Origin of the sequence: Acaryochloris sp. 'Moss Beach', assembly GCF_021497025.1 — a bacterium.
GTDB lineage: Bacteria > Cyanobacteriota > Cyanobacteriia > Thermosynechococcales > Thermosynechococcaceae > Acaryochloris > Acaryochloris marina_A.
Genome location: NZ_CP071717.1, coordinates 3904888 through 3923971, shown reverse-complemented (window position 1 = coordinate 3923971; position 19084 = coordinate 3904888). Strand labels below are relative to the sequence as shown.

Sequence of the window (19084 nt, the reverse complement as noted above, 5' to 3'; positions counted from 1 at the left end):
AAACCTACTACAGTTGTTCTTCTAGTTTTTGCTTATTCCATAGGGTTTGGTAGAGCCCTGGCTTTTGGACGAGATGAGTGTGAGTTCCTATTTGGACAATTTCGCCTTGATCCATCACAAAGATCTGATCTGCGATCGCAGCTGCTGATAATTGATGAGAAATAAACACAACGGTCTTTCGCTGAGTGTCGCTTGATAAGTTATTCAGGATTTCAGTGGCCGTTTGATTATCCACACTGGACAAGGCATCATCCAAAATGAGGATAGGGGCATCCACTAATAACGCTCGCGATAGTGCTGTACGCTGACGTTGCCCTCCAGATAGCGTAATACCCCGCTCTCCCACAATAGTTTTATATCGCTGGGGGAAGTTCAACACCTCATCATGGATTTGAGCTTGCTTGGCCACATATTCCACGTCTGATGCATCGCTGAGGGGATTGCCATAGCGAATATTATTTTTGAGACTCGTACTGAATAGGAAACTATCTTGGGGCACATAGGCAATAGCATTTCTAAGGTCGCGCAGATGCACTTGGGTCACATCATGGCCATCAACGAAGAGTTGCCCTGACGAAATGTCTAATAAACGGGGTAAAGCGTTAGCCAGTGTTGATTTTCCCGAGCCAACGGGGCCCACAATCGCAACTGTTTCTCCTGGTTGAATTTGGAAACAGACCTGTTTTAACGAAGGGACGGCAGCACCTGGGTAGGTAAAAGTGAGATTTTCTGCAATTAATTTGCCTTGAACTTTCTCTTGCTCTAATCGTTGGGATTGGTCTGTATTTTGAATGTGAGGTTCTACCCCCAGAATGGTTTCAATGCGATCAATACTGACTTCACCCCGTTGATAGGCAGTAATGGTGAACCCTAAAAGGGCTGTGGGGAAAATGAGTTGCTCAACATATAGCAGCAAGGCTACAAAATCACCGACACTAATACCACCGGACGGAATTGAACGACTCCCAAAAGCCAGCAGCACTAGTAGGCTAATACTCGCCATTCCCCCCAAAACAGGGAACAGAATATTCCGGGTCTTGGCTAGCTTCAGATTGGCAGTTAATAACGCTTGATTCAGATGTTGAAATTCTGACTGTTCATTGGTTTCTTGGGCATAAATTTTAATTAAAGAGATGCCACTCATATCTTCCTGGACCAGCTCACTCATATTGGAGAGAGCCTGTTGCACGGCTAATTGCTCACTGCGTAGACGATGGCTAAAAAATTGAACTAACAGCATTATGAGGGGATACACTGCGATAGCAGTTAGACTCAATACCGGATCGATGGCCAGCATGACTGGCAATCGTAGGGCATAGGCGAATAAGGTGTTGGCCAAGCTAAGGACCGCAAAGCCTACTAAACGACGAATATTATCCACATCGCTAGTGGCACGATTAATCAGGTCACCTGCGGTATTCTCGGCGAAGTAAGAAGGCTCTAAAGACAGTAGGTGCTCAAAAATTCGCTGTTTGAGATCGAATTCGACTTGTCGGCCTGTCCCAAATAACAAAATCCGAGAGGCCATGCGGAAACACCACATGATTGAGGCTAGGCCAGCAATGACTAAAATGTTGTGGAGGATAGGACCAAAACTAAAGGCGATCTCTAAGTCATCAATGGCATTGCGGATGAGCAGCGGTAAGTAGGTTCCTAAACTGTTGACAATGAACAGCGCCAAAATGCCCAAAAAGACGCTGCGCCAATGGGGTTGAAGATATTGAACTAACTTGTGTAGTCGAGAATACTTACCGGTTGTCTTAGCCATTGCTTCAGTCTAACCTTGCCCGTCTTTTCCTTCACAAAAGGCCTGCTATTTCACAGCCTTAAGACTTCTATAAGATTGAATCAGTAGGGTTGCAATATTCTCCAAGAAGAAGTGTATCCTGAGTCAATCTTGAGATTAGACGGAACTGGGCACTTACTGGAGTAGTCATTAGATCGAAGGTCGGACTCAAAGTCATCCAAAAAGGGTTGTAATTGTGTCATTTGGTCAGCAGTTTGGCCCAAAGACATTGACAGACGCTAGGCATGACGCTATAAGGGAGTTCATGTTTTCTTTATTGTTATTCGTGATTAGACCGTTGCCGGTTGGGCAAGTTGGGGTCATTTGCAAAGGAGTTCCGCAATGAAACGCAACCGCTGGTTATCTGCCGTTGGTGCAAGTGTCGTTGGATTAAATGTGGTAGCAGCTATAGGGCCAAAGGCTATAGGTAATCAGCCGCCTCAAGTTGCAGTAGGTACCTCTATCTGGCGCAATGGCTCCTTCCCGGTGGAGAATTTTCAGGGATATACCTCTCCGTTTGGCTATCGTTCGTCTCCGACAGGAGGCTATTCAACCGAATTTCATACAGGCCTCGATTTTGCAGCTCCCAATGGGAGCTACATTCGCAACTGGTGGTCTGGGCGAGTGATCAGAGTTTCAGGCAAGACAGCTTGTGGCACTTCTGTTCGCGTCCAGTCTGGGTCTTGGATTCATGTCTATTGCCACATGAAAGGCTATGTTGCCAGAGATAGCAGAGGGCCATATATCGTCGATGGTGGATTGCGTATTCGACAAGGACAAACCGTAAAAGCTGGCCAACGCATTGGTCGGGTTGGAATGACCGGACGTACTACGGGCCCCCACCTTCACTGGACCCTTAAATATCAAGGCAAGCTGGTCGATCCAGCCGCAGTACTACGGGCGATGCACCGTGCTCAGCGCGGTTCAATTAGCCAAAAATTATAGTGAATATCATCTCAAATTAATCAGTTCAGAATGACCACTTAATTCGAACTGCTTAAACAAATTGTCGAGCAGAAATACGTATTTCTGCTCGACAATTTGTTTACTTTTCTAGGCGCACAACATACCATTGCAAAAATTCACCAGGTCCCAGATCTAGCTCACAAGCAGTTGAGGCCAGATGTTTGGCTTGTTCTGGAATGGTTGACATCCCTTGAAGATCTGGAGGAAGGTCGTCCTGCTGTGTCGATAAAACAGACTCTAGTTTGACGATCAGTTCTGCTGCCGTTAGAAATTTTTCTGGCTGGTTGGTTTCCAGCACAACGTACATATCATCATCGCCATACATTAGGGAATCTGGCATTTGACTTACCCTGAAACCGTAACTTGCTTGCGGAGCGATCTAGATCGGCGCTTAGCTGTATCGTTCTTTGGATCTCGGGATAATACCTCATCATAGGTGTCTAACGCCTGGCGCATAAGCTTTTTCCGCTCATAGGCATGGGCCAGATTGTTCATTGCCACTAGGTAATCAGTTTTACACTTCAGGGCTTCTTTATAATTCCGAATGGCTAAATCAAATTGTTCTTGGCCGAAGTAGGCATAGCCTAGAGCGTTATATAACGGAGCTAAGGGTTCGATGGTCGGATTGCTTTCTGAAACCTCAGCATCGTCTTCTTCTGAAGGAAGGGTGCCAACCTCATCTTCAGCGGCCTTCAGCGCCTTTTTGAGTTGGGTCACAGCTTGGACGAAAAGCTTTTTCTGCAAATAGATACTACCTAGCTCGAAATATTCTTCGACCGTACCGATATCTTTTTTGAATTTGCTTTCTAGCTTGGAAATGGTGAGTTCATTCTTGCGTGTTCTTAAAACTTGGCGAAACACAAACCACCCTGCGAAGCAGAGTAAGACCAAGAAAAGTGTCAAATAGAGGGTTGCTAAAGAATTATCCATTGTCGTTTGCTTTCAACAGTTCCTTGATACATTCTTGATATTCTTACAGCCTATCAAACTCACTAATCATCTTGTACCAGTGAAGAGGTGTGGGTTACCGAGTGATTGATACGTTGAGTTTTTCTGATCTAAGACAGACCTGATGAGGTCTTGATTCGCAGTAGTTTTCCTCGGCTGGATATAGCCATGAGAATATCGATGCCAAATTTTGTAACATTGGCATTTGAAGAAGGTTGTAATAAAGAGCAATCTGAGTCTACAAACCCAATTGAGTTAAGTGAGGCAGAAAGTCTTCCCATGAAAGCCCCTGCTGTAAATATTGTGGATGGGCTGGATCGTAAGGGCCTTGTAACCGGTCAATGGAGAGAATGGTGGCATCCTCAGGCAAGATAGGAGTATCGACATCAAAAGCTGTCGGTCGCATCAGTGAACTAGAAAAACCCCTAAAAATAGCGATCTCATCCGGTTCACCTGCAACCTCCGCTTTAACAATCAATACTTCTTGAGGACATTGAAGGGTATATTGCTCTAACCTATCCCCGATTGCCATGGCTCAACGTGCTTAAGAATGTAATGAATCGATTAGTAACCTGTGGCTGAACGGCCTTGCTTCGATAAGCGGAATAGCAAAAAATAGCCGAAGTAAAATCCATAGAGAATCAATGAGAGGGTGGCTAAGATGTTAATCCGACTGACACCAGAGCTAGCATGAACCATCGATGCAACCCCATAGGCAGGTTCTAACCAAACCTGACATTGATCCGCTGCGATCGCAGTTTTAGACCCCGCACACCCTAGAGAGGGGACTAATGCTGCAGCAGAAATAAGGCAAAAAAGAGACGTAGCCCATCGCCACGAGGTCAAGGCTAGTTTTAACTTGCCACGACGATCATCGATTTCTTCATTAAGATCCACCCAAAACCAGAGACTGACTGGAACCAGAAGCAGAGCGAGAAAGAGTGTCACAAAGCTGAGGGGGACTTGGGCCATCATCAAATACATGGTGATGAGCAATAAACTGGCGACTCGCCAGTAGATGACCAAAAGCCGGCTAATGGGTTGGGCATTTTCAATAATGGCCCACACCAATAAACCTAAGGGGAAAAACACTAAAAAGACGAGCGCCAGTCGGCAATCTGTCCATACTAGCGTTCGTAACATTTCAATGGACATAAAGTTCTCAAACGTTGGTTCAGCATATCTACTCTACCCAGAATTGGCCCCTTAAAAGTCAATCTGCAGTGGGGGCTAGGATGAGGTAACGGGTTGGTAGGTCCACAGTTCTTCAATTTGCTCTTCGATTTCAGTGGTTAGGGATGTAAAAAATACACCTTCTTCGGCATCAGGATGGTGGGTCAACCAAACCCCGCGCATAATAACTTCAATATCGTGGCTGATGAAGTCTGACGGTACTACCGATTCTGGAGATGAGTCTGAGAGAGACTCCTGGGTGCTTAAAGAGACGGCATCACAATGCCCTTGAGTAAGTTCAAAGGCCAAAGCTCTGACTTCAGGAATCTCAGAAGGCACAATCAGGGATACAAAGCTAGGTTCCATATGGATAGGTTGGGCAGATCGCATGGCTAAGACAACACGCCGATTGATAACGTCTTCAATCGGATCAGCGACGGATTCTAAAATAGTGCCTTGCTTGCCATAGTTAAATTTCAACATGTCCCACAGCCCCCGCTAAATTGATGACCTAACTCCCTGAAAACTGACTATTATTAAGAACTAGTTCTAAAATCTTGACTGGATTAAACTCAGCATATAGACGCTTTTGACATTCACTTGTAGCCTAATGCGGTAATCAGGTCAAATATACTACAATCGTAGTACAATTTGTCTACGTTGTTTAGTTTATTTAGAGGAACTGTAAATGTCTATCACTCATTCCGTCCCTACCACTGAGATGCAAGTCACCAGTATTCGGTTGGAGCGAGAATTGAAGGATAAACTTAAAAACCTCTCTGGCCATCAGGGCTATCAAGCGCTAATTCGCGATATTCTTTGGAACTATGTTCAGCAAAAATCGGGGGACTTTACCCCTACCGTTGAACTGTCACAAATCTCTGCATCATTTCCCGCTATCGCTCAGGCAGACACCCGTTGTGCTTTAACGGGCAGAGCGATTCGCTCTCAAGAGTCTATCCAACTGGGATTAACAACAGAAGGGGTACTGATTCCCCTCAGTTCAGGTAGCCTGTCAGCATAAGGTTTTGCGTAATGATTGCGTTCAGAATGGGATTGAGTTAGACCTTGCGATCACTCTAAAAAAAGTCTGGAGATTCTGACGATTTATAAACTTAACGCACAGAATAAGGGGGCTATCTGGGCACGCTTGAGATAGAGAGCAACTTTTCCAAAGTGTGCACGTCTACCCAACTCAAATGACGCCCTTGATGTGGGCGTTGAGGTGCAAGTTATGAATAATCGTAGAAAAGGGTGGGACCGATGGCAGATTCCCATGACAGCGTTGCTGCTGATGGTGGGGATGGGCGGTAAGGGGCCTGCTGTGAATGCCAATCCGGCTAATTTTGCCAGTCTCAGTTTATCGCCTGGATTCAGTTCCAAAACTGTAAAAGGCTATGCAAAAGGAGCCATTGCGCTTCATCGAGTTGTGGGGGAGCGAGATATGCAGAGAAATATGTGCTTGGGGTATGGCTCTCCTAGTCCAGATCATGTGCTGGTTTTGACGAAAAAGGTGAACAAGCTACGTTTGCAAGTCAATAGCAGACGAGACACAACCCTACTGATTAAAGGACCCAAAAATCGCCTCTATTGCCTGGATGACTCGGCTCAAGGGAAAGATGCGGGTTGGATTGCGGATCAACTTCCTGCAGGAAAGTATTCAATTTGGGTGGGTGCTTTTGAAAGAGGGCAACAATTTCGCTATACCGTTACTGTGGATGAGCCCTAAGCTACGTTAACTTTCTCCACTCCAAGGTTTTCTAAATTTACGTTCATTCGGTTGTGGTCAGGATCAGCCGATAGGGACAATCCATCTTTTTGAGGGGCAGAGATGCATTTTATTCATGCCGTAAATGCAATTAACGCATTTATGACCCTTGTCGATCGATAACTTTGATAGATTCACTACAATTTAGGCCAGTCGATTCAGACTAAATAGGGTCAGGTTCCCTATTGGCTGAAGTTTGCATGGTCTCAAAATTTATCCGCTTTTTGGGTTCAATTAAGTTAGCTGTACCCGTATTAGTTGCGATCGCAAGTATCTTGGTTTGGGCCACGTTCTATGAGAGCAAAGTTGGCTCCCTTGTGGTTCAACAGCAAATTTATAAAAGTCCCTGGTTTGGAGCCTTGATGTTCCTGCTGGCAGTCAATTTGGGCATCTCTACCCTGTCCCGCTATCCCTGGCGAGGAGCCCGGAAAGTCGGTTTTGCCCTCACCCACTTAGGGCTGATTGTGCTGATTGCGGGATCTGCGGCAGTGATTCATCTCGGTGTGGAAGGACTATTACTAGTCCGCACGGATCAGCCTGCTAACCATCTGGTGCGGGTTGAGGGTGAGTTACTGGAAGTGATGGATGACCAAGGTCAAGTGCAACAGGCGGCGGTGATGGTAACGCCTGAGCGAGTTATTTCTCCCACTCAATTTGTTGGGCTGACGTTGTTGGACTACAACGAGAATTCGATCGAAACAGTTGAGTACCGAGAAGGTGATGCCCAGGATGAGCCAGCAATACGCTTGGTATTGAGTAGCGATCGCATGGGCCAAACCTTCGAACAATGGCTATCCCCCGCTGCTGACAGAATTGATTTGGGGCCTGCCCAACTGGAGCTTTGGCAAGCTGCAGATAAGAGCAACCTCCAACAGCTTTTGGCAGATCCCACTCAAGCTCAATCCAGGCCATCTGGAACCCTACAGATACAGTTGGGAAAAATAAATACCACTTTTGCCATTGATGAGTTGCGTCGTCATGATGGGAGTTTAGATGATGCAACGATACATCTAGTCAATGCCTGGCCAGACTTTCGGTTGGATGATCACAATCAGCCCATCACTGCGTCCCAGGACTGGCGTAATCCAGCCGTTGAAGTGGAACTAGTCCAGGCGGATCACCGAGAACACTGGTATGTGTTTGCCCAAACGGGATTAGACCCCATCTTAGTGGGAGATGCTGAGCAATTTGATCTGAGCTTGAGCTATCAAGTGCCACCTCCCTCTGCCACGGACTATTTTCGGGTCGTTGTGGCTAATCAACAGCTCTATTATGCAGCTCGGTCTTCCCAAGAATTTTCCTCAGGCCCCTTGGCCATGGATCAAATCATTCAACCCGGCTGGGCAGATTTTCAAATCGCCCTGGCAGACTGGCTTCCCCATGCTGAGATAATTCAAGAGCGTTTCTCGGCTCCACCTGGAGTAGAGGGGGTTCCGGCGTTGCAGGTTGCGACTGCAGATGGGCATCGGCAGTGGCTGCCCTGGGGAGAATCAGCGCTGATTACAGATGGTTCCCATGCATTGATGACAGCGTTTGGTCCCCGGATGATGGCTTTACCCTTCGGGATTGGTTTGGATGACTTTATCGTTGAGCGGAATGAAGGCAGCGAATCGGTGGCCATGTGGACCAGTCAGATTCGCCTCGAAAATTTAGAGGGGGGAGAAACCCAACAACGCTCGGTCTGGATGAACCACCCCACCTGGTACCAAGGGTGGAAAATTGCTCAAGCCTCATGGAATCCTGGGGATTTGAACCAGTCCACTCTGCAAATTAAACGCGAACCGATATGGGTGACCGCGTTGACTTGGAGTGGTGCCTTATTAACGGTAGTGGGCATTGGCGTCATGTTTTATGGCCCCACCCTGTGGAAAAAGCGGGCAAAACCCGTCCCTACAGCCATACCGGAAGACTCTGCTCAGCCAGTTGTGGCTGATCCAGCACCCATTTCACTTGCGACTCAGGATGGATAATGAATCAATTGAAATTTTTATGGGGACTTTGTCTCGCTTGTGCGTTGATGGTCACCCCTATTAGTCAATGGCAGCCGACTACCCAAACGGCGGTTGATACGATGGCTGTTCAGCTGGATGGGCGAAAGAAGCCGTTAGATACAGTGGCCAGAGAAACAGTAGCGACGCTTCATGGTTCAGAGCGCTATCAGCTATTGAGTGGTGAGGTTTTAGATGCCCCTCAAATCTATTGGTCTCTCTGGCAGAACAGTCGGGATTGGAATGATGAACCCTTTATTTTAGTCAACTATCGTCCCCTCAAAGCCGAAATAGGGTTGCCCGTAGAGCAAAAGCATTTTAGTTTCTCTACCCTAGTCAATTCTGATTTGGCCCGTATCTTGCAACAAGCGCATACCAAGCAGCTGCAAGAACAGCCACTGACAAGGGATGAACGTGAAGCTTTCACCCTCGAAGATCGACTGAATTTAATGTTGGATACGGTGGGTAATCAAACGTTGCCCCTCGTTCCCCATCCGCGAGATATCAAAGGCACTTGGGTAGGGGTTGCGGAGGCGCAGCAGCTGTATTCTTCTGAGATAGCGACCCACATTCAAGCCCAGTTTGAGCAACTCAACCAGCAATATCAAGGCAATGGTGATGATTTAAGTGCTTTGGGGGAGCCTGCAGCTTCATTGCAACGGTCCTTAGCAGACTTGAGTTCTGGGATTTACCCAGATCAAGCAACCCTGCACCGGGAAGTGTTTTTCAATCACTTCCATCCCTTTGGTAAAGCTTGGAAACTATATGGGATAGCATTTCTCATACTCCTCATCAGCCAACTCATTCCGAACTTCGATTTCTATTGGAGCGGTATGGGAACGTTTCTTGGAGGCATCTTGGTTCAGGCCTTTGGTTTCGGTCTGCGCATGCAAATTGCGGGCCGTCCTCCCGTCACCAATATGTATGAGTCAGTGGTGTGGGTTGGATTTGGAATTGCTGCCTTAGCCTTTTGTTTTGAACTACAGACCCGAGCCCGCTCCTACTTATTGGCGGCAGCTCCCCTGGCAGTCGTTTGTCTATTGCTGGCGGATAGTTTACCTGCGGTGCTAGATCCCAGTATTGCCCCCTTAGTGCCTGTCCTCCGAGATAACTTCTGGTTGAGTATCCATGTGCCCACAATTACCCTCAGCTATGCCAGCTTCGCTTTGGCAATGGGACTGGGGCATCTAACGCTCATTCAGTATTGGCGGCGACCTGAAGGCACGACCATGGCAATCTCCTTATCTCGCCTCAATACCCGGGTGATTCAAGTGGGTATTTTGCTGCTCACCACGGGCATTATTTTGGGCGGTATCTGGGCCCATTTTTCCTGGGGACGGTTTTGGGGCTGGGATCCGAAAGAGACTTGGGCTTTAATTGCTTTGCTCTGCTATTTAGCTCCTGTGCATGGCCGGTTGGCCGGTTGGTTAGGTTATTTTGGCATGAGTGTTGCGAGTGTCTTGGCCTTTAATGCTGTGCTGATGGCTTGGTATGGGGTCAATTTTGTCTTGGGAACCGGACTACATAGCTATGGGTTTGTCACAGGTGGCTCTGAACTGCTGATTGCCAGCATTGTTGGCTTAGATACCTTGTTCGTTCTAGCAACGATTCTTCGCTATCGTTCTCAACATCATACTGATGCCTCTATTCCAGTACCTGAGGTGCAGACGGTTGATGCATAGCTGGATTGGGCAGCCCCACTTATACATACCTATGGGGAAATAAAGCGATGGCCGTTCTCACACCTGAAGAGGTACAAACAAAAGTCCAACAAGGTATTTCTTTGCAAGGGGCAGAGCTCAGTAATATCAATTTACAAGGGTGCTGCCTGGATGAAGGCCACTTTCCGCAAGCCTATTTGCGCGTGGCTAATTTATCCGGAGCGTCCTGTAATCGAGCCGATTTTACTGAAGCCATCCTGATCTTTTCGATCCTTACAGGAATTAGCTTACAAGACGCCCTACTCACCGAGGCCCAACTCACATCCGCCCGGCTGGACTCGGCTAATTTGATGGGAATTCATGGGGTGAAGTTAAAGCTCCATGGTGCTTGTTTGGATCAGGCGAATGTAGCTACAGCCATATTAGAGGCAGTCGATTTGGCAGAGGCAAAAGGCCACTATGCCTCTTTTCGAGATGCCATTTTGATCAAGGCGGATTTATCCCAGAGTGACTTTAAGGGTGCTAACTTCAGTCGGGCTAAGCTCAATGATGCCAATCTGAGTCAGGCCCAGTTTCCAGAAGCCATCTTTGCCCATGCCCGCTTGGAGCGTTCTCAGTTTGTGAAATCCGATTTGCAACAGGCTGATTTTAAGGGGGCTGATCTAATCGGTAGCAACTTTGATCAAGCCAATCTCAAGGAAGCACAATTGCAGGAGGCCAGTTTAGATCATGTGTCCTTGATCCGGGGCTGTATGAGTGCAACCCATCTTGAGCAGGCCTCCCTGTATAGCGCTAATTTGGAACAGGCTGATTTAACCGGTGCCATCGTCACCAATACAGATTTTCGGGATGCCAATCTAGAAAAGACTCAACTGCACAAGGTAGATTTCTCTAACAGCATTGTGTCAGGTGCTATCTTCACCGATGCCCACGGTTTAACAAGTGAGCAAAAGCAACTACTTCGAAAACGAGGTGCGTTAAATATCCCTAGTTAATGTAGCTTTTTATACGATTAACAGAAACCATCTGTGAAGTTCTTGAAATGTGCACTTTGGTATGCATTAAATGCATTGATTCAATGCGTATTTTAGCTGTTAAAAAGCTTTAATTGTATTAATTGATACGACCTAAGGAATCATTATTTTTTTAACTTAGAATGCATATTTTGCAATAGCAGGTAAATTTTGTTTATGACTGCCTGAAAGTTAATGTTATAGCCTGAGACTCATTATTCTTGAAGATCACAGATAAAGCGATATTGATAGTTTTTGAGCATAAATTGAGATAGCGACCGTAGGAAGCTAATATCATCTTTAATTCATGATGTCTTTAGGGTGATAAGACCTCTGATTGAGTTAATTCACACTTGCAAACTATGATCAAGAGTCTTTGTTTGGCTTAGAGCTTCTATGTTGAACTTCTTCTTTTTTGTGAGAATGTTCGCTTCAGATTATTCAGTTTCTAAGTGCTCAACTGAGGGCCCAAAATAAATCTAGAAGACAATTTTTTGTATTTTCCTCTAGTGCCTGAACTTTACATTTTTGATAGGTACATCTATGGCCTTACAAGTCGAACTGCTTGAAAGCAGCTTTGAGAAAGTTAAACCTCAAGCTAATGAATTTGTTTCAAGCTTTTATCACAATTTATTCACAGACTATCCAGCGGCTCAACCCCTCTTTGAGGGGACCGATATGGAGAAACAAGGCGGTAAGCTCTTGCAATCCTTGGTGTTGGTTATTGAAAATCTACGTAAACCGGATGCTTTGAGTAACGCCCTCCAAGGTCTGGGAGCCCGACATGTGAAATATGGGGCCTTACCTGAGCATTACCCATTGGTGGGGTCAACCTTGCTCAAGACCTTTGAACAATATCTGGGGGACGCATGGACTGAGGAGGTTCAATCCGCCTGGGTAGATGCCTATGGTGCTATCACCACGATCATGCTGGACGGTGCAGATTATTCAGAAGCAGAAGTGCAACTCGATCCAGAAGCTGCCACGCCACCTGCTGATTCAGGCTCTCCGTTGCAAGTTGAGCTATTGGAAAATAGCTTTGCCCAAGTGAAGCCAGTCGCTACTGAGTTTGCCGATCGCTTCTACGACAACTTATTCACGGATTATCCCGCTGCCAAACCTTTATTTGCGAACACGGACATCAAACAACAAAGCAAAAAGCTCCTACAATCCCTGGTTTTGGTTGTGGAAAACCTGCGCAAGCCAGAGGTGTTGGGAGATGCCCTGCAAGGGCTAGGGGCCCGACATGTCCAATATGGGGCCTTGCCCGAGCATTATCCGTTGGTCGGCAATACCCTCCTCAAAACCTTTGAACAATTTCTCGGATCTGCCTGGACGGATGACATCAAACAGGCTTGGATTGATGCCTATGGAGCCATCTCCACGATTATGTTGGATGGTGCTGATTACTCGGAAACAGCGTTAGATCTCAATTCTGCTCAACCTGCACAGCCCAGCCTTATTTCTAGTGAAGTCAGTGAAGTTGTGGAGAGTGATCGCCCAACAGGATTGCTATTAGGTCTGGCGGGCGGCGGCATTATTGCGGTCATTATTGCCATTCTGTTGGTCTAAATTCTCTAGGGCAGTTGTAGTGGCCAAGACGCAAAAATCTTTTTTCAGCTTTTCGACTCTATTCAATGTCAGAAATACCGTAATTTTGCTGTGTTTAATCTTAATGGGGTGGTTAGGGGCAGCTTTTGCCCTAGACCACAAGACAATCTTTTTACCGGGTGTAACCTCTAATGGCCACATCCTGTTTGAAGCCTCTTGTGCTTCATGCCATGAAGGTTTTAAACCCGTGACGAATGAAACCTGTATGCGCTGTCATGAGGCGGAAATGGCAACGGATGCCCATGGACCCAAGAAGTTCCGTGATCTGCGCTGGGCTGCTGAATTAGAGAAATTAGAGGTTCTAACCTGCACAACTTGCCATAACGAACATGTGCATATGTTTGATCGGGGGGTACATCTGAAGCCTGATCTTTGCATGATTTGCCATGAAGGCATTATCCAAGGGGAACTGGCGAGTCACAAAGACTTCTCTCCTGATGGATGCTGGACAGCCGGTTGCCACAATTACCATGACCACCGCACCATCTCAACGGGGTTCTTGCGCCAAAATATGGGCCAGGCGGACATGTTGCCCAAACCTGCGTTACCCGAACGTAGCTTTAAGCCTGAACTTAAAACCCCTCCTCAACCGGATTTGGGGAAAGAGTTTGTGGGAGGGCGAGCATGAAGCAGGTCGTCCTAGGAGGGTTGCTAGCGCTACTGCTATGGAGTGGCTTGACGGCCCCCGTTGCTGCAGTTGACAACGCTCAGCTCCAAGCCATTAATCAAAGCTGGTCAAAAAGTGCCCATGCCTTAGCTGAGGTGAACTGTTCGAGCTGTCACCAACCTCAGTCCGCTAAGCAGGTGATTCAGCAACCGACCTATGAAAGCTGTCGCTCCTGCCATGAGGGACAGGTGGATACCTTTTTGCTCGGTAAGCATGGCATTCGTCTACTGGAAGGGCAACCTGCCCTAACACCAGCTTTGGCTCACCTGCCGATGCAGGCGGCTGTCCATGATAAGCAAATGAACTGTAACGCTTGCCATGATGCTCATTCTGTCAAAACTCTACCGGCCTCGGTCGATTCTTGTCTGACGTGCCATAAAGACAACCACTCGCTGAATTACAAAAACTCCCGGCATGCTCAGTTGCTGCAAGAAGAGGGGGTACTCCCCCGTCCTTCAACGGTTTCAACCACTTGTGCCACATGCCATCTGCCGCGACAAACATCGGAGTCGGGGACGGTGATGGTCAACCACAACAATACCTATACGTTACTGCCCCGCGATCGCATGGTGAAGGAAGTCTGTATGAATTGCCACGGCATGGAATTTGCCTACAACAGCATGTTTGACGATGACTTAGTGGAATCGAATTTTGCCCGACCGCCTACCTTATCCCTGGACACCCTGAAGATGGTGCGTACTCTAGAAACCCAACGGTCGGGTAATGCCACTTCGAAGTAATCCAGTCCCTATCTAACGAATCAGATTTATGTCATTGAGAGGAGACACAAGATGAACTTGACCCGAAAATGGGTGCGCCAATTGCGCACAAGAACCTTTGCTTTCTTTGCCCTAGCTGCAGCGATTTGTTTCACTGCTGTGGCCTGTAGTGGAGGTGCGGAATCCCAGGCAACTGGCGGGGTAAAACCCGAATTGGTTGCCGATTATATCCATACGGCTTTAGCCTCTGACCGGACAGCCTATACCAAGCATGTCGTTAACCGAGCCAAGAAATTGGAGGGGAATGCGAAGGATAAAGGCGTTCTGGATATAGAAGCTACCGAAGGTTGGGAAACCAGTAATGGTATTCCCTTGCCTGCTCAAATGTTTCGTCTCGGGTCTGAAATTGCATCCGAATCAGATACTGCTTTTACCTACAACCTAATTTCAACTTGGTATATTAACGACGCTCAAGGTCCTAAAAATGACTTTGAGAAAAAAGCAATCCAGGAAGTTGAGAAAACTGGAGAACCTTTCAAGGAGTTCCAAGAAGTGGGAGGTAAGAAATATTTCTCTGCCCTCTATCCAGACAAGGCAGTAGCTGAAGCGTGTGTCACTTGTCATAACACCCATCCCATCCACAAAGAACGGTATCCCGATAAGGTCTTCAAGATGGATGACGTCATGGGTGGCATCATGATCAACATTCCCTTGGATGGTGCCTAGATTTTGGCTCTAAGCCAATGTAATTGTTTATAACACTCTGTGGGGGAAGGGGATTGCGCCATCAGTCAATCCCCTAGAGCATTTTTTCAAAAGTCGTGGGACGAACTGATGGTTCGAATTCCTATCATCTTTTTTGAGCTATGAAGCCCAAATTTTCCACTCTGATTATTCTGACATTGGTTGTAGCAGCCATTTTGACCCCTTTTGCCTTGAGTGGGGTGTATATTCCGTTGCTGCGCGATCGCAACTTCAATACCCTGATCATTCTGCAAACCGATCTGTATAAGCTGATCACCGGGTTTATTGTTCTAGCTCTAGTCTTCTTTGAACTGATGCTAGCGTTGCGCAAGCGAGGGCGGCGGTGGAAAATTGCGGTACCGGGCTCTATTCTGTTGTGGCGCAGCTTGCATATTTTTGTCGGTGTAGCCCTAGTCGCCACCGTTTTACTCCATACGGGTGGAGCGATTGGCGATAATTTTAATGCAATATTTCTCTGGGTTTTCTTTGGAGTAGCCCTATCTGCCTTAATGGGCGTGGTTGCAGAAACGGGGATTCTAGAGTCCTCACAGAAATATTTCGGGTTGGTCCCTCAAAGCTGGCAGGGTTTGGCCAAGCGCTTGCCAACAGTCTCCAAGGGGCCCCTCATTCGCAAATTGCGTTCGATCTGGTTATCAACCCACATCATCCTGGTCAGCATGTTTACTGTCATGCTTGGGTTTCACATTTTTTTGGCCTTTTACTTTCAATAACTCAACCAGTAGTCAAGATCAAAAAAGAGGGCTTTACCGCCCTCTTTTTTGATCTATTAGGCTTGGACCTTAGTAGTCAAAGTCTCCGCCCATGCCAGCGCCAGCGGGAGCATTGTCCTTCGGCTCAGGCTTATCAGAAATAATGCACTCAGTAGTGAGAACCATACCAGCAATAGAAGCGGCATTTTGCAGTGCTGACCGGGTCACCTTTGCAGGGTCGACAATGCCAGCGGCAAACATATCTGTGAACTCATTTACTGAAGCGTCGAAGCCGACATTGAACTCTTTCTCGCGAACTCGCTCAGCGATAACGGCACCATTTTGACCTGCATTTTCAGCAATGCGCTTTAAAGGGGCTGTTAAGGCACGCTCTACGATAGTGGCTCCAATCAGCTCTTCACCAGTCAGGTTATCCGCTGCCCAACTTGCGAGCTGAGGACCTAGGTGAGCCAAGGTGGTACCGCCACCGGGCACAATCCCTTCTTCAACAGCTGCTTTAGTAGAGTTGATGGCATCTTCTAGGCGAAGCTTCCGATCCTTCATTTCAGTTTCGGTTGCAGCACCCACTTTAATGACAGCAACACCACCGGCTAATTTAGCCAAGCGCTCTTGTAGCTTCTCTTTATCGTAGGAAGACTCAGTCTCATCCATTTGACGACGAATCTGCTCACAGCGAGCTTGAACGTCGGTTTCATTCCCTTCAGCCACTAAAGTTGTAGTGTCCTTAGTGATGGTGATTCGACGAGCTTGTCCCATCATTTCTAGCTTGGCAGCTTCTAGTTTGAGGCCAGCATCTTCAGTAATCACTTGACCACCGGTCAAGACAGCAATGTCTTCCAGCATGGCTTTACGGCGATCGCCGAAACCCGGTGCTTTCACAGCTGCTACATTCAAAACGCCGCGTAAACGGTTGACGACGAGGGTAGCTAAGGCTTCTTTCTCAATATCCTCAGCAATTACCAACAAAGGCTTACCCGCCCGAGCTGCTTGCTCAAGCACAGGCACTAAATCCTGCACAAGGGTAATTTTCTTGTCGGTCAGTAGAATATAAGGCTCGTCAAGAACGGCCTCCATTCGTTCTGTATCAGTAGCAAAGTAAGGAGAAATATAGCCTTTCTCAAAGCGCATCCCTTCGGTGACCTCCAGTTCGGTGGTCATGGATTTGCCTTCTTCCAAAGAAATGACGCCTTCCTTGCCCACTTTATCCATGGCGCTAGAAATCATTTCACCGACTTCATCGTCGTTGCCAGCGGAAATAGTAGCGACTTGTGCAATTGCCTTGGAATCTTCAACAGGGCGAGCGTTCTCAGCGATTTTCTCCACGAGAAAGCCAGACGCTTTTTCAATTCCGCGCTTAAGAGAAATAGCGTTAGCGCCAGCTACGACGTTACGCATCCCTTCTTTAACCATGGCATGAGCTAGAACAGTAGCTGTTGTTGTGCCATCTCCAGCTGCATCGTTGGTTTTGGACGCAGCCTGACGAATCAGGGCAACACCTGTGTTCTCAATGTTGTCTTCAAGCTCAATTTCTTTCGCGATGGTGACGCCGTCATTGACGATCTGGGGGGCACCAAATTTCTTCTCTAGAACAACATTGCGACCTTTTGGGCCTAATGTCACCGCTACAGATTCACATAGAATGTCCATCCCTTTTTCAAGGGCGCGACGGGCATTCTCGTTATAAATAATGCGTTTAGCCATGGAAGCTCAACCTCAAACTTAAAGGAGTAACAGCGAAGTTCGATAAAATAAAATTGCCCATTTAATATGGGCAGAACGAGTCAAGTGACGGGGTTACGTTTAGTTGACAATCGCCAAAATATCTTTCTCAGAGAGCAATACAAACTCTTCACCGCCGAGCTTGACGTCTGTACCGGCATACTTGGAATACAGAACTTTGTCGCCTTCTTTTACATCCAAGGCTTGGCGAGAACCGTCATCACCCCGCTTGCCTGGGCCAACAGCAGTGATTTCGCCGACTTGAGGCTTCTCTTTAGCCGCATCGGGCAAGATAATGCCACCCGCAGTCTGCTCTTCTGCAGCACTGACTTTAACGAATACGCGATCGCCTAAAGGCTTAACTGTAGAGACGCTTAAGGAAATAGCTGCCATACTGGCTCCTCCAAACTGGATAATGATTACTGGGATTTAGCACTCTCGACTCCCGAGTGCTAATCTATCTGAGGTGATTGGCCAAATTCAATCTTTTAGCTGTACGGGTTCCCGAACTTAAGGGTGCGAGTCGCTGCAGAACCCATACCAAGAGGCGTTCAAGATTAATGATCTCGGGTAACTAATTCAACGCCATCACGCTGATCCGTAACATCTAGATAGACGTTGACCAGTTCTTCTCGTGCAGTGGGCAATACCTTGCCTGTAAAGTCAGGGTGAATCGGCAGCTCTCGATGGCCCCGATCAATCAGTACAAGCAATTGAGTCAGGGTGGGTCGGCCATAGTCATGAACGGCATTGAGGGCGGCTCGTATCGTTCGACCACTGTAAATGACATCATCAACCAGTAGAACGGTTTTCTGAGAGAGGTCTGTGGGTAAGTCAGTTTTCCCAGGAGTTCTGACAGTAATTTGGTCTAAATCATCGCGGTAAAAGGTAATATCTAGGCTACCAACCGGGACTTTGATATTCTCTAATAGCTCTATTTGCTGGGCTAAGGCACTGGCTAAAGGAACCCCCCGTGTGGGGATGCCAAGCAGTACTAGCTGATCGAGAGTGCCTACCCGTTCAATCACTTCTGATGCTAATCGCGTAATTGTACGGCGCAATTCTTGAGCAGACAGAATTTTAACAATATTAGAGGACATGGATATAGAATCCGCGCAGTATCATCACGTTGAGGGCCTCATTGTGATGGAGAATAGTTATAGTACTGCGTTGATTTTACGCATTTTTGCGGAAGCGAACATGCCTAAAACTTGATATTCCTAGATTAAGTGCACAAACTTGTTGTCCTTTACCCTTTGAGTTGCTATGGTACCCAGCTATGACATAGCCAATAGCTACAAAAACATTATGGAAATTCTGGTTGATGAAGCAATCGATCAGCAAACTTGTGATTGGTCCTTAGAAGAGGCTCAACAGATCAACCGGATTGAGGTGGCAGCCCATGCCCTCAATCACTTGCCTCCTCTCTATGCGTCTAGTCAAGAAGGGGTGGCTCTCCAGTATGAGCGAGCTCAACGGGATCATCAGGATGAAATTACAGCAGCGGTTAGCGATGCTTTGGCAGCAATTAAGCAAATTCCTTGGAAAGGGTCTACCCCTTTTGATGTTCGCTAAAGAGAGTGATTTCTG

General features: G+C 47.1%; 21 protein-coding genes. 12 read left to right on the top strand and 9 right to left on the bottom strand.

Going from position 1 to position 19084, the window contains the following annotated elements; translation table 11 throughout:
* Positions 1-7 precede the first annotated feature (7 nt).
* Positions 8-1768 carry an ABC transporter ATP-binding protein gene (locus HRE53_RS18565; protein WP_212664760.1) on the bottom strand — a complete coding sequence of 587 codons (1761 nt, stop codon included), beginning with the start codon at positions 1766-1768 and terminating at the stop codon, positions 8-10.
* Between the two features lie 360 nt (positions 1769-2128).
* Between HRE53_RS18565 and HRE53_RS18560 the strand changes: the two genes are divergently transcribed.
* The gene (locus tag HRE53_RS18560; RefSeq protein ID WP_212664759.1) at positions 2129-2731 is read left to right on the top strand and encodes a M23 family metallopeptidase; all 603 of its coding nucleotides are present in this window, start codon (positions 2129-2131) and stop codon (positions 2729-2731) included.
* Between the two features lie 100 nt (positions 2732-2831).
* Here the strand turns inward: HRE53_RS18560 and HRE53_RS18555 are convergent, their stop codons facing one another.
* From HRE53_RS18555 to HRE53_RS18535, 5 genes are all read right to left on the bottom strand, one after another.
* Positions 2832-3092, bottom strand: a complete 261-nt coding sequence (locus HRE53_RS18555; protein WP_235107505.1) for a chlororespiratory reduction protein 7 — start codon at positions 3090-3092, stop codon at positions 2832-2834.
* 5 nt (positions 3093-3097) lie between these two features.
* Positions 3098-3682, bottom strand: coding sequence for a tetratricopeptide repeat protein (locus HRE53_RS18550; RefSeq protein ID WP_235107504.1), 585 nt, complete (start codon positions 3680-3682; stop codon positions 3098-3100).
* A 256-nt stretch (positions 3683-3938) separates the two neighbouring features.
* Positions 3939-4232, bottom strand: coding sequence for a hypothetical protein (locus HRE53_RS18545; protein ID WP_212664756.1), 294 nt, complete (start codon positions 4230-4232; stop codon positions 3939-3941).
* Between the two features lie 32 nt (positions 4233-4264).
* Complete coding sequence (locus HRE53_RS18540) at positions 4265-4855, bottom strand: DUF3177 family protein (protein WP_212664755.1); 591 nt, start codon at positions 4853-4855, stop codon at positions 4265-4267.
* A gap of 75 nt (positions 4856-4930) precedes the next feature.
* A complete protein-coding gene (locus tag HRE53_RS18535) occupies positions 4931-5356 on the bottom strand; it encodes an alr0857 family protein (protein ID WP_235107503.1) in 426 nt (141 codons plus the stop codon).
* A gap of 205 nt (positions 5357-5561) precedes the next feature.
* Here HRE53_RS18535 and HRE53_RS18530 point away from each other — a divergent pair, with 205 nt between their 5' ends.
* From HRE53_RS18530 to HRE53_RS18485, 10 genes are all read left to right on the top strand, one after another.
* Entirely contained in the window at positions 5562-5897 is a 336-nt protein-coding gene (locus tag HRE53_RS18530) for a hypothetical protein (RefSeq protein WP_212664753.1), read from the top strand.
* 210 nt (positions 5898-6107) lie between these two features.
* A complete protein-coding gene (locus HRE53_RS18525) occupies positions 6108-6602 on the top strand; it encodes a hypothetical protein (protein ID WP_235107502.1) in 495 nt (164 codons plus the stop codon).
* Positions 6603-6841: 239 nt separating this feature from the next.
* Complete coding sequence (locus tag HRE53_RS18520; protein ID WP_235107501.1) at positions 6842-8611, top strand: cytochrome c biogenesis protein ResB; 1770 nt, start codon at positions 6842-6844, stop codon at positions 8609-8611.
* Positions 8611-10311 (top strand): cytochrome c biogenesis protein CcsA, encoded by a 1701-nt coding sequence (gene ccsA, locus HRE53_RS18515; protein ID WP_235107500.1) that lies wholly within the window; start codon positions 8611-8613, stop codon positions 10309-10311. The genes HRE53_RS18520 and ccsA overlap by 1 nt, the downstream gene beginning before the upstream one ends.
* A 47-nt stretch (positions 10312-10358) precedes the next feature.
* Positions 10359-11285, top strand: a complete 927-nt coding sequence (locus tag HRE53_RS18510) for a pentapeptide repeat-containing protein (RefSeq protein WP_235107499.1) — start codon at positions 10359-10361, stop codon at positions 11283-11285.
* 561 nt (positions 11286-11846) lie between these two features.
* Complete coding sequence (locus tag HRE53_RS18505; protein WP_235107498.1) at positions 11847-12875, top strand: globin family protein; 1029 nt, start codon at positions 11847-11849, stop codon at positions 12873-12875.
* A 19-nt stretch (positions 12876-12894) separates the two neighbouring features.
* Positions 12895-13542 carry a cytochrome c3 family protein gene (locus tag HRE53_RS18500; RefSeq protein ID WP_235107497.1) on the top strand — a complete coding sequence of 216 codons (648 nt, stop codon included), beginning with the start codon at positions 12895-12897 and terminating at the stop codon, positions 13540-13542.
* Complete coding sequence (locus HRE53_RS18495; RefSeq protein ID WP_235107496.1) at positions 13539-14321, top strand: cytochrome c3 family protein; 783 nt, start codon at positions 13539-13541, stop codon at positions 14319-14321. Before HRE53_RS18500 ends, HRE53_RS18495 begins: the two co-directional genes overlap by 4 nt.
* Before the next feature lie 51 nt (positions 14322-14372).
* Complete coding sequence (locus HRE53_RS18490) at positions 14373-15026, top strand: DUF3365 domain-containing protein (protein WP_212664746.1); 654 nt, start codon at positions 14373-14375, stop codon at positions 15024-15026.
* A gap of 140 nt (positions 15027-15166) precedes the next feature.
* Entirely contained in the window at positions 15167-15775 is a 609-nt protein-coding gene (locus tag HRE53_RS18485) for a hypothetical protein (protein WP_212664745.1), read from the top strand.
* Positions 15776-15844: 69 nt separating this feature from the next.
* On the opposite strand, the gene groL is transcribed toward HRE53_RS18485, so the two are convergent.
* From groL to pyrR, 3 genes are all read right to left on the bottom strand, one after another.
* Positions 15845-17476 carry a chaperonin GroEL gene (groL, locus tag HRE53_RS18480; protein ID WP_212664744.1) on the bottom strand — a complete coding sequence of 544 codons (1632 nt, stop codon included), beginning with the start codon at positions 17474-17476 and terminating at the stop codon, positions 15845-15847.
* Positions 17477-17575: 99 nt separating this feature from the next.
* Entirely contained in the window at positions 17576-17887 is a 312-nt protein-coding gene (gene groES, locus HRE53_RS18475; protein WP_212664743.1) for a co-chaperone GroES, read from the bottom strand.
* 164 nt (positions 17888-18051) lie between these two features.
* Entirely contained in the window at positions 18052-18594 is a 543-nt protein-coding gene (gene pyrR / locus HRE53_RS18470; protein WP_212664742.1) for a bifunctional pyr operon transcriptional regulator/uracil phosphoribosyltransferase PyrR, read from the bottom strand.
* Between the two features lie 166 nt (positions 18595-18760).
* Here pyrR and HRE53_RS18465 point away from each other — a divergent pair, with 166 nt between their 5' ends.
* On the top strand, positions 18761-19069 hold the full coding sequence (locus tag HRE53_RS18465; RefSeq protein WP_212664741.1) for a late competence development ComFB family protein: 309 nt from the start codon (positions 18761-18763) through the stop codon (positions 19067-19069).
* Positions 19070-19084: the final 15 nt, after the last annotated feature.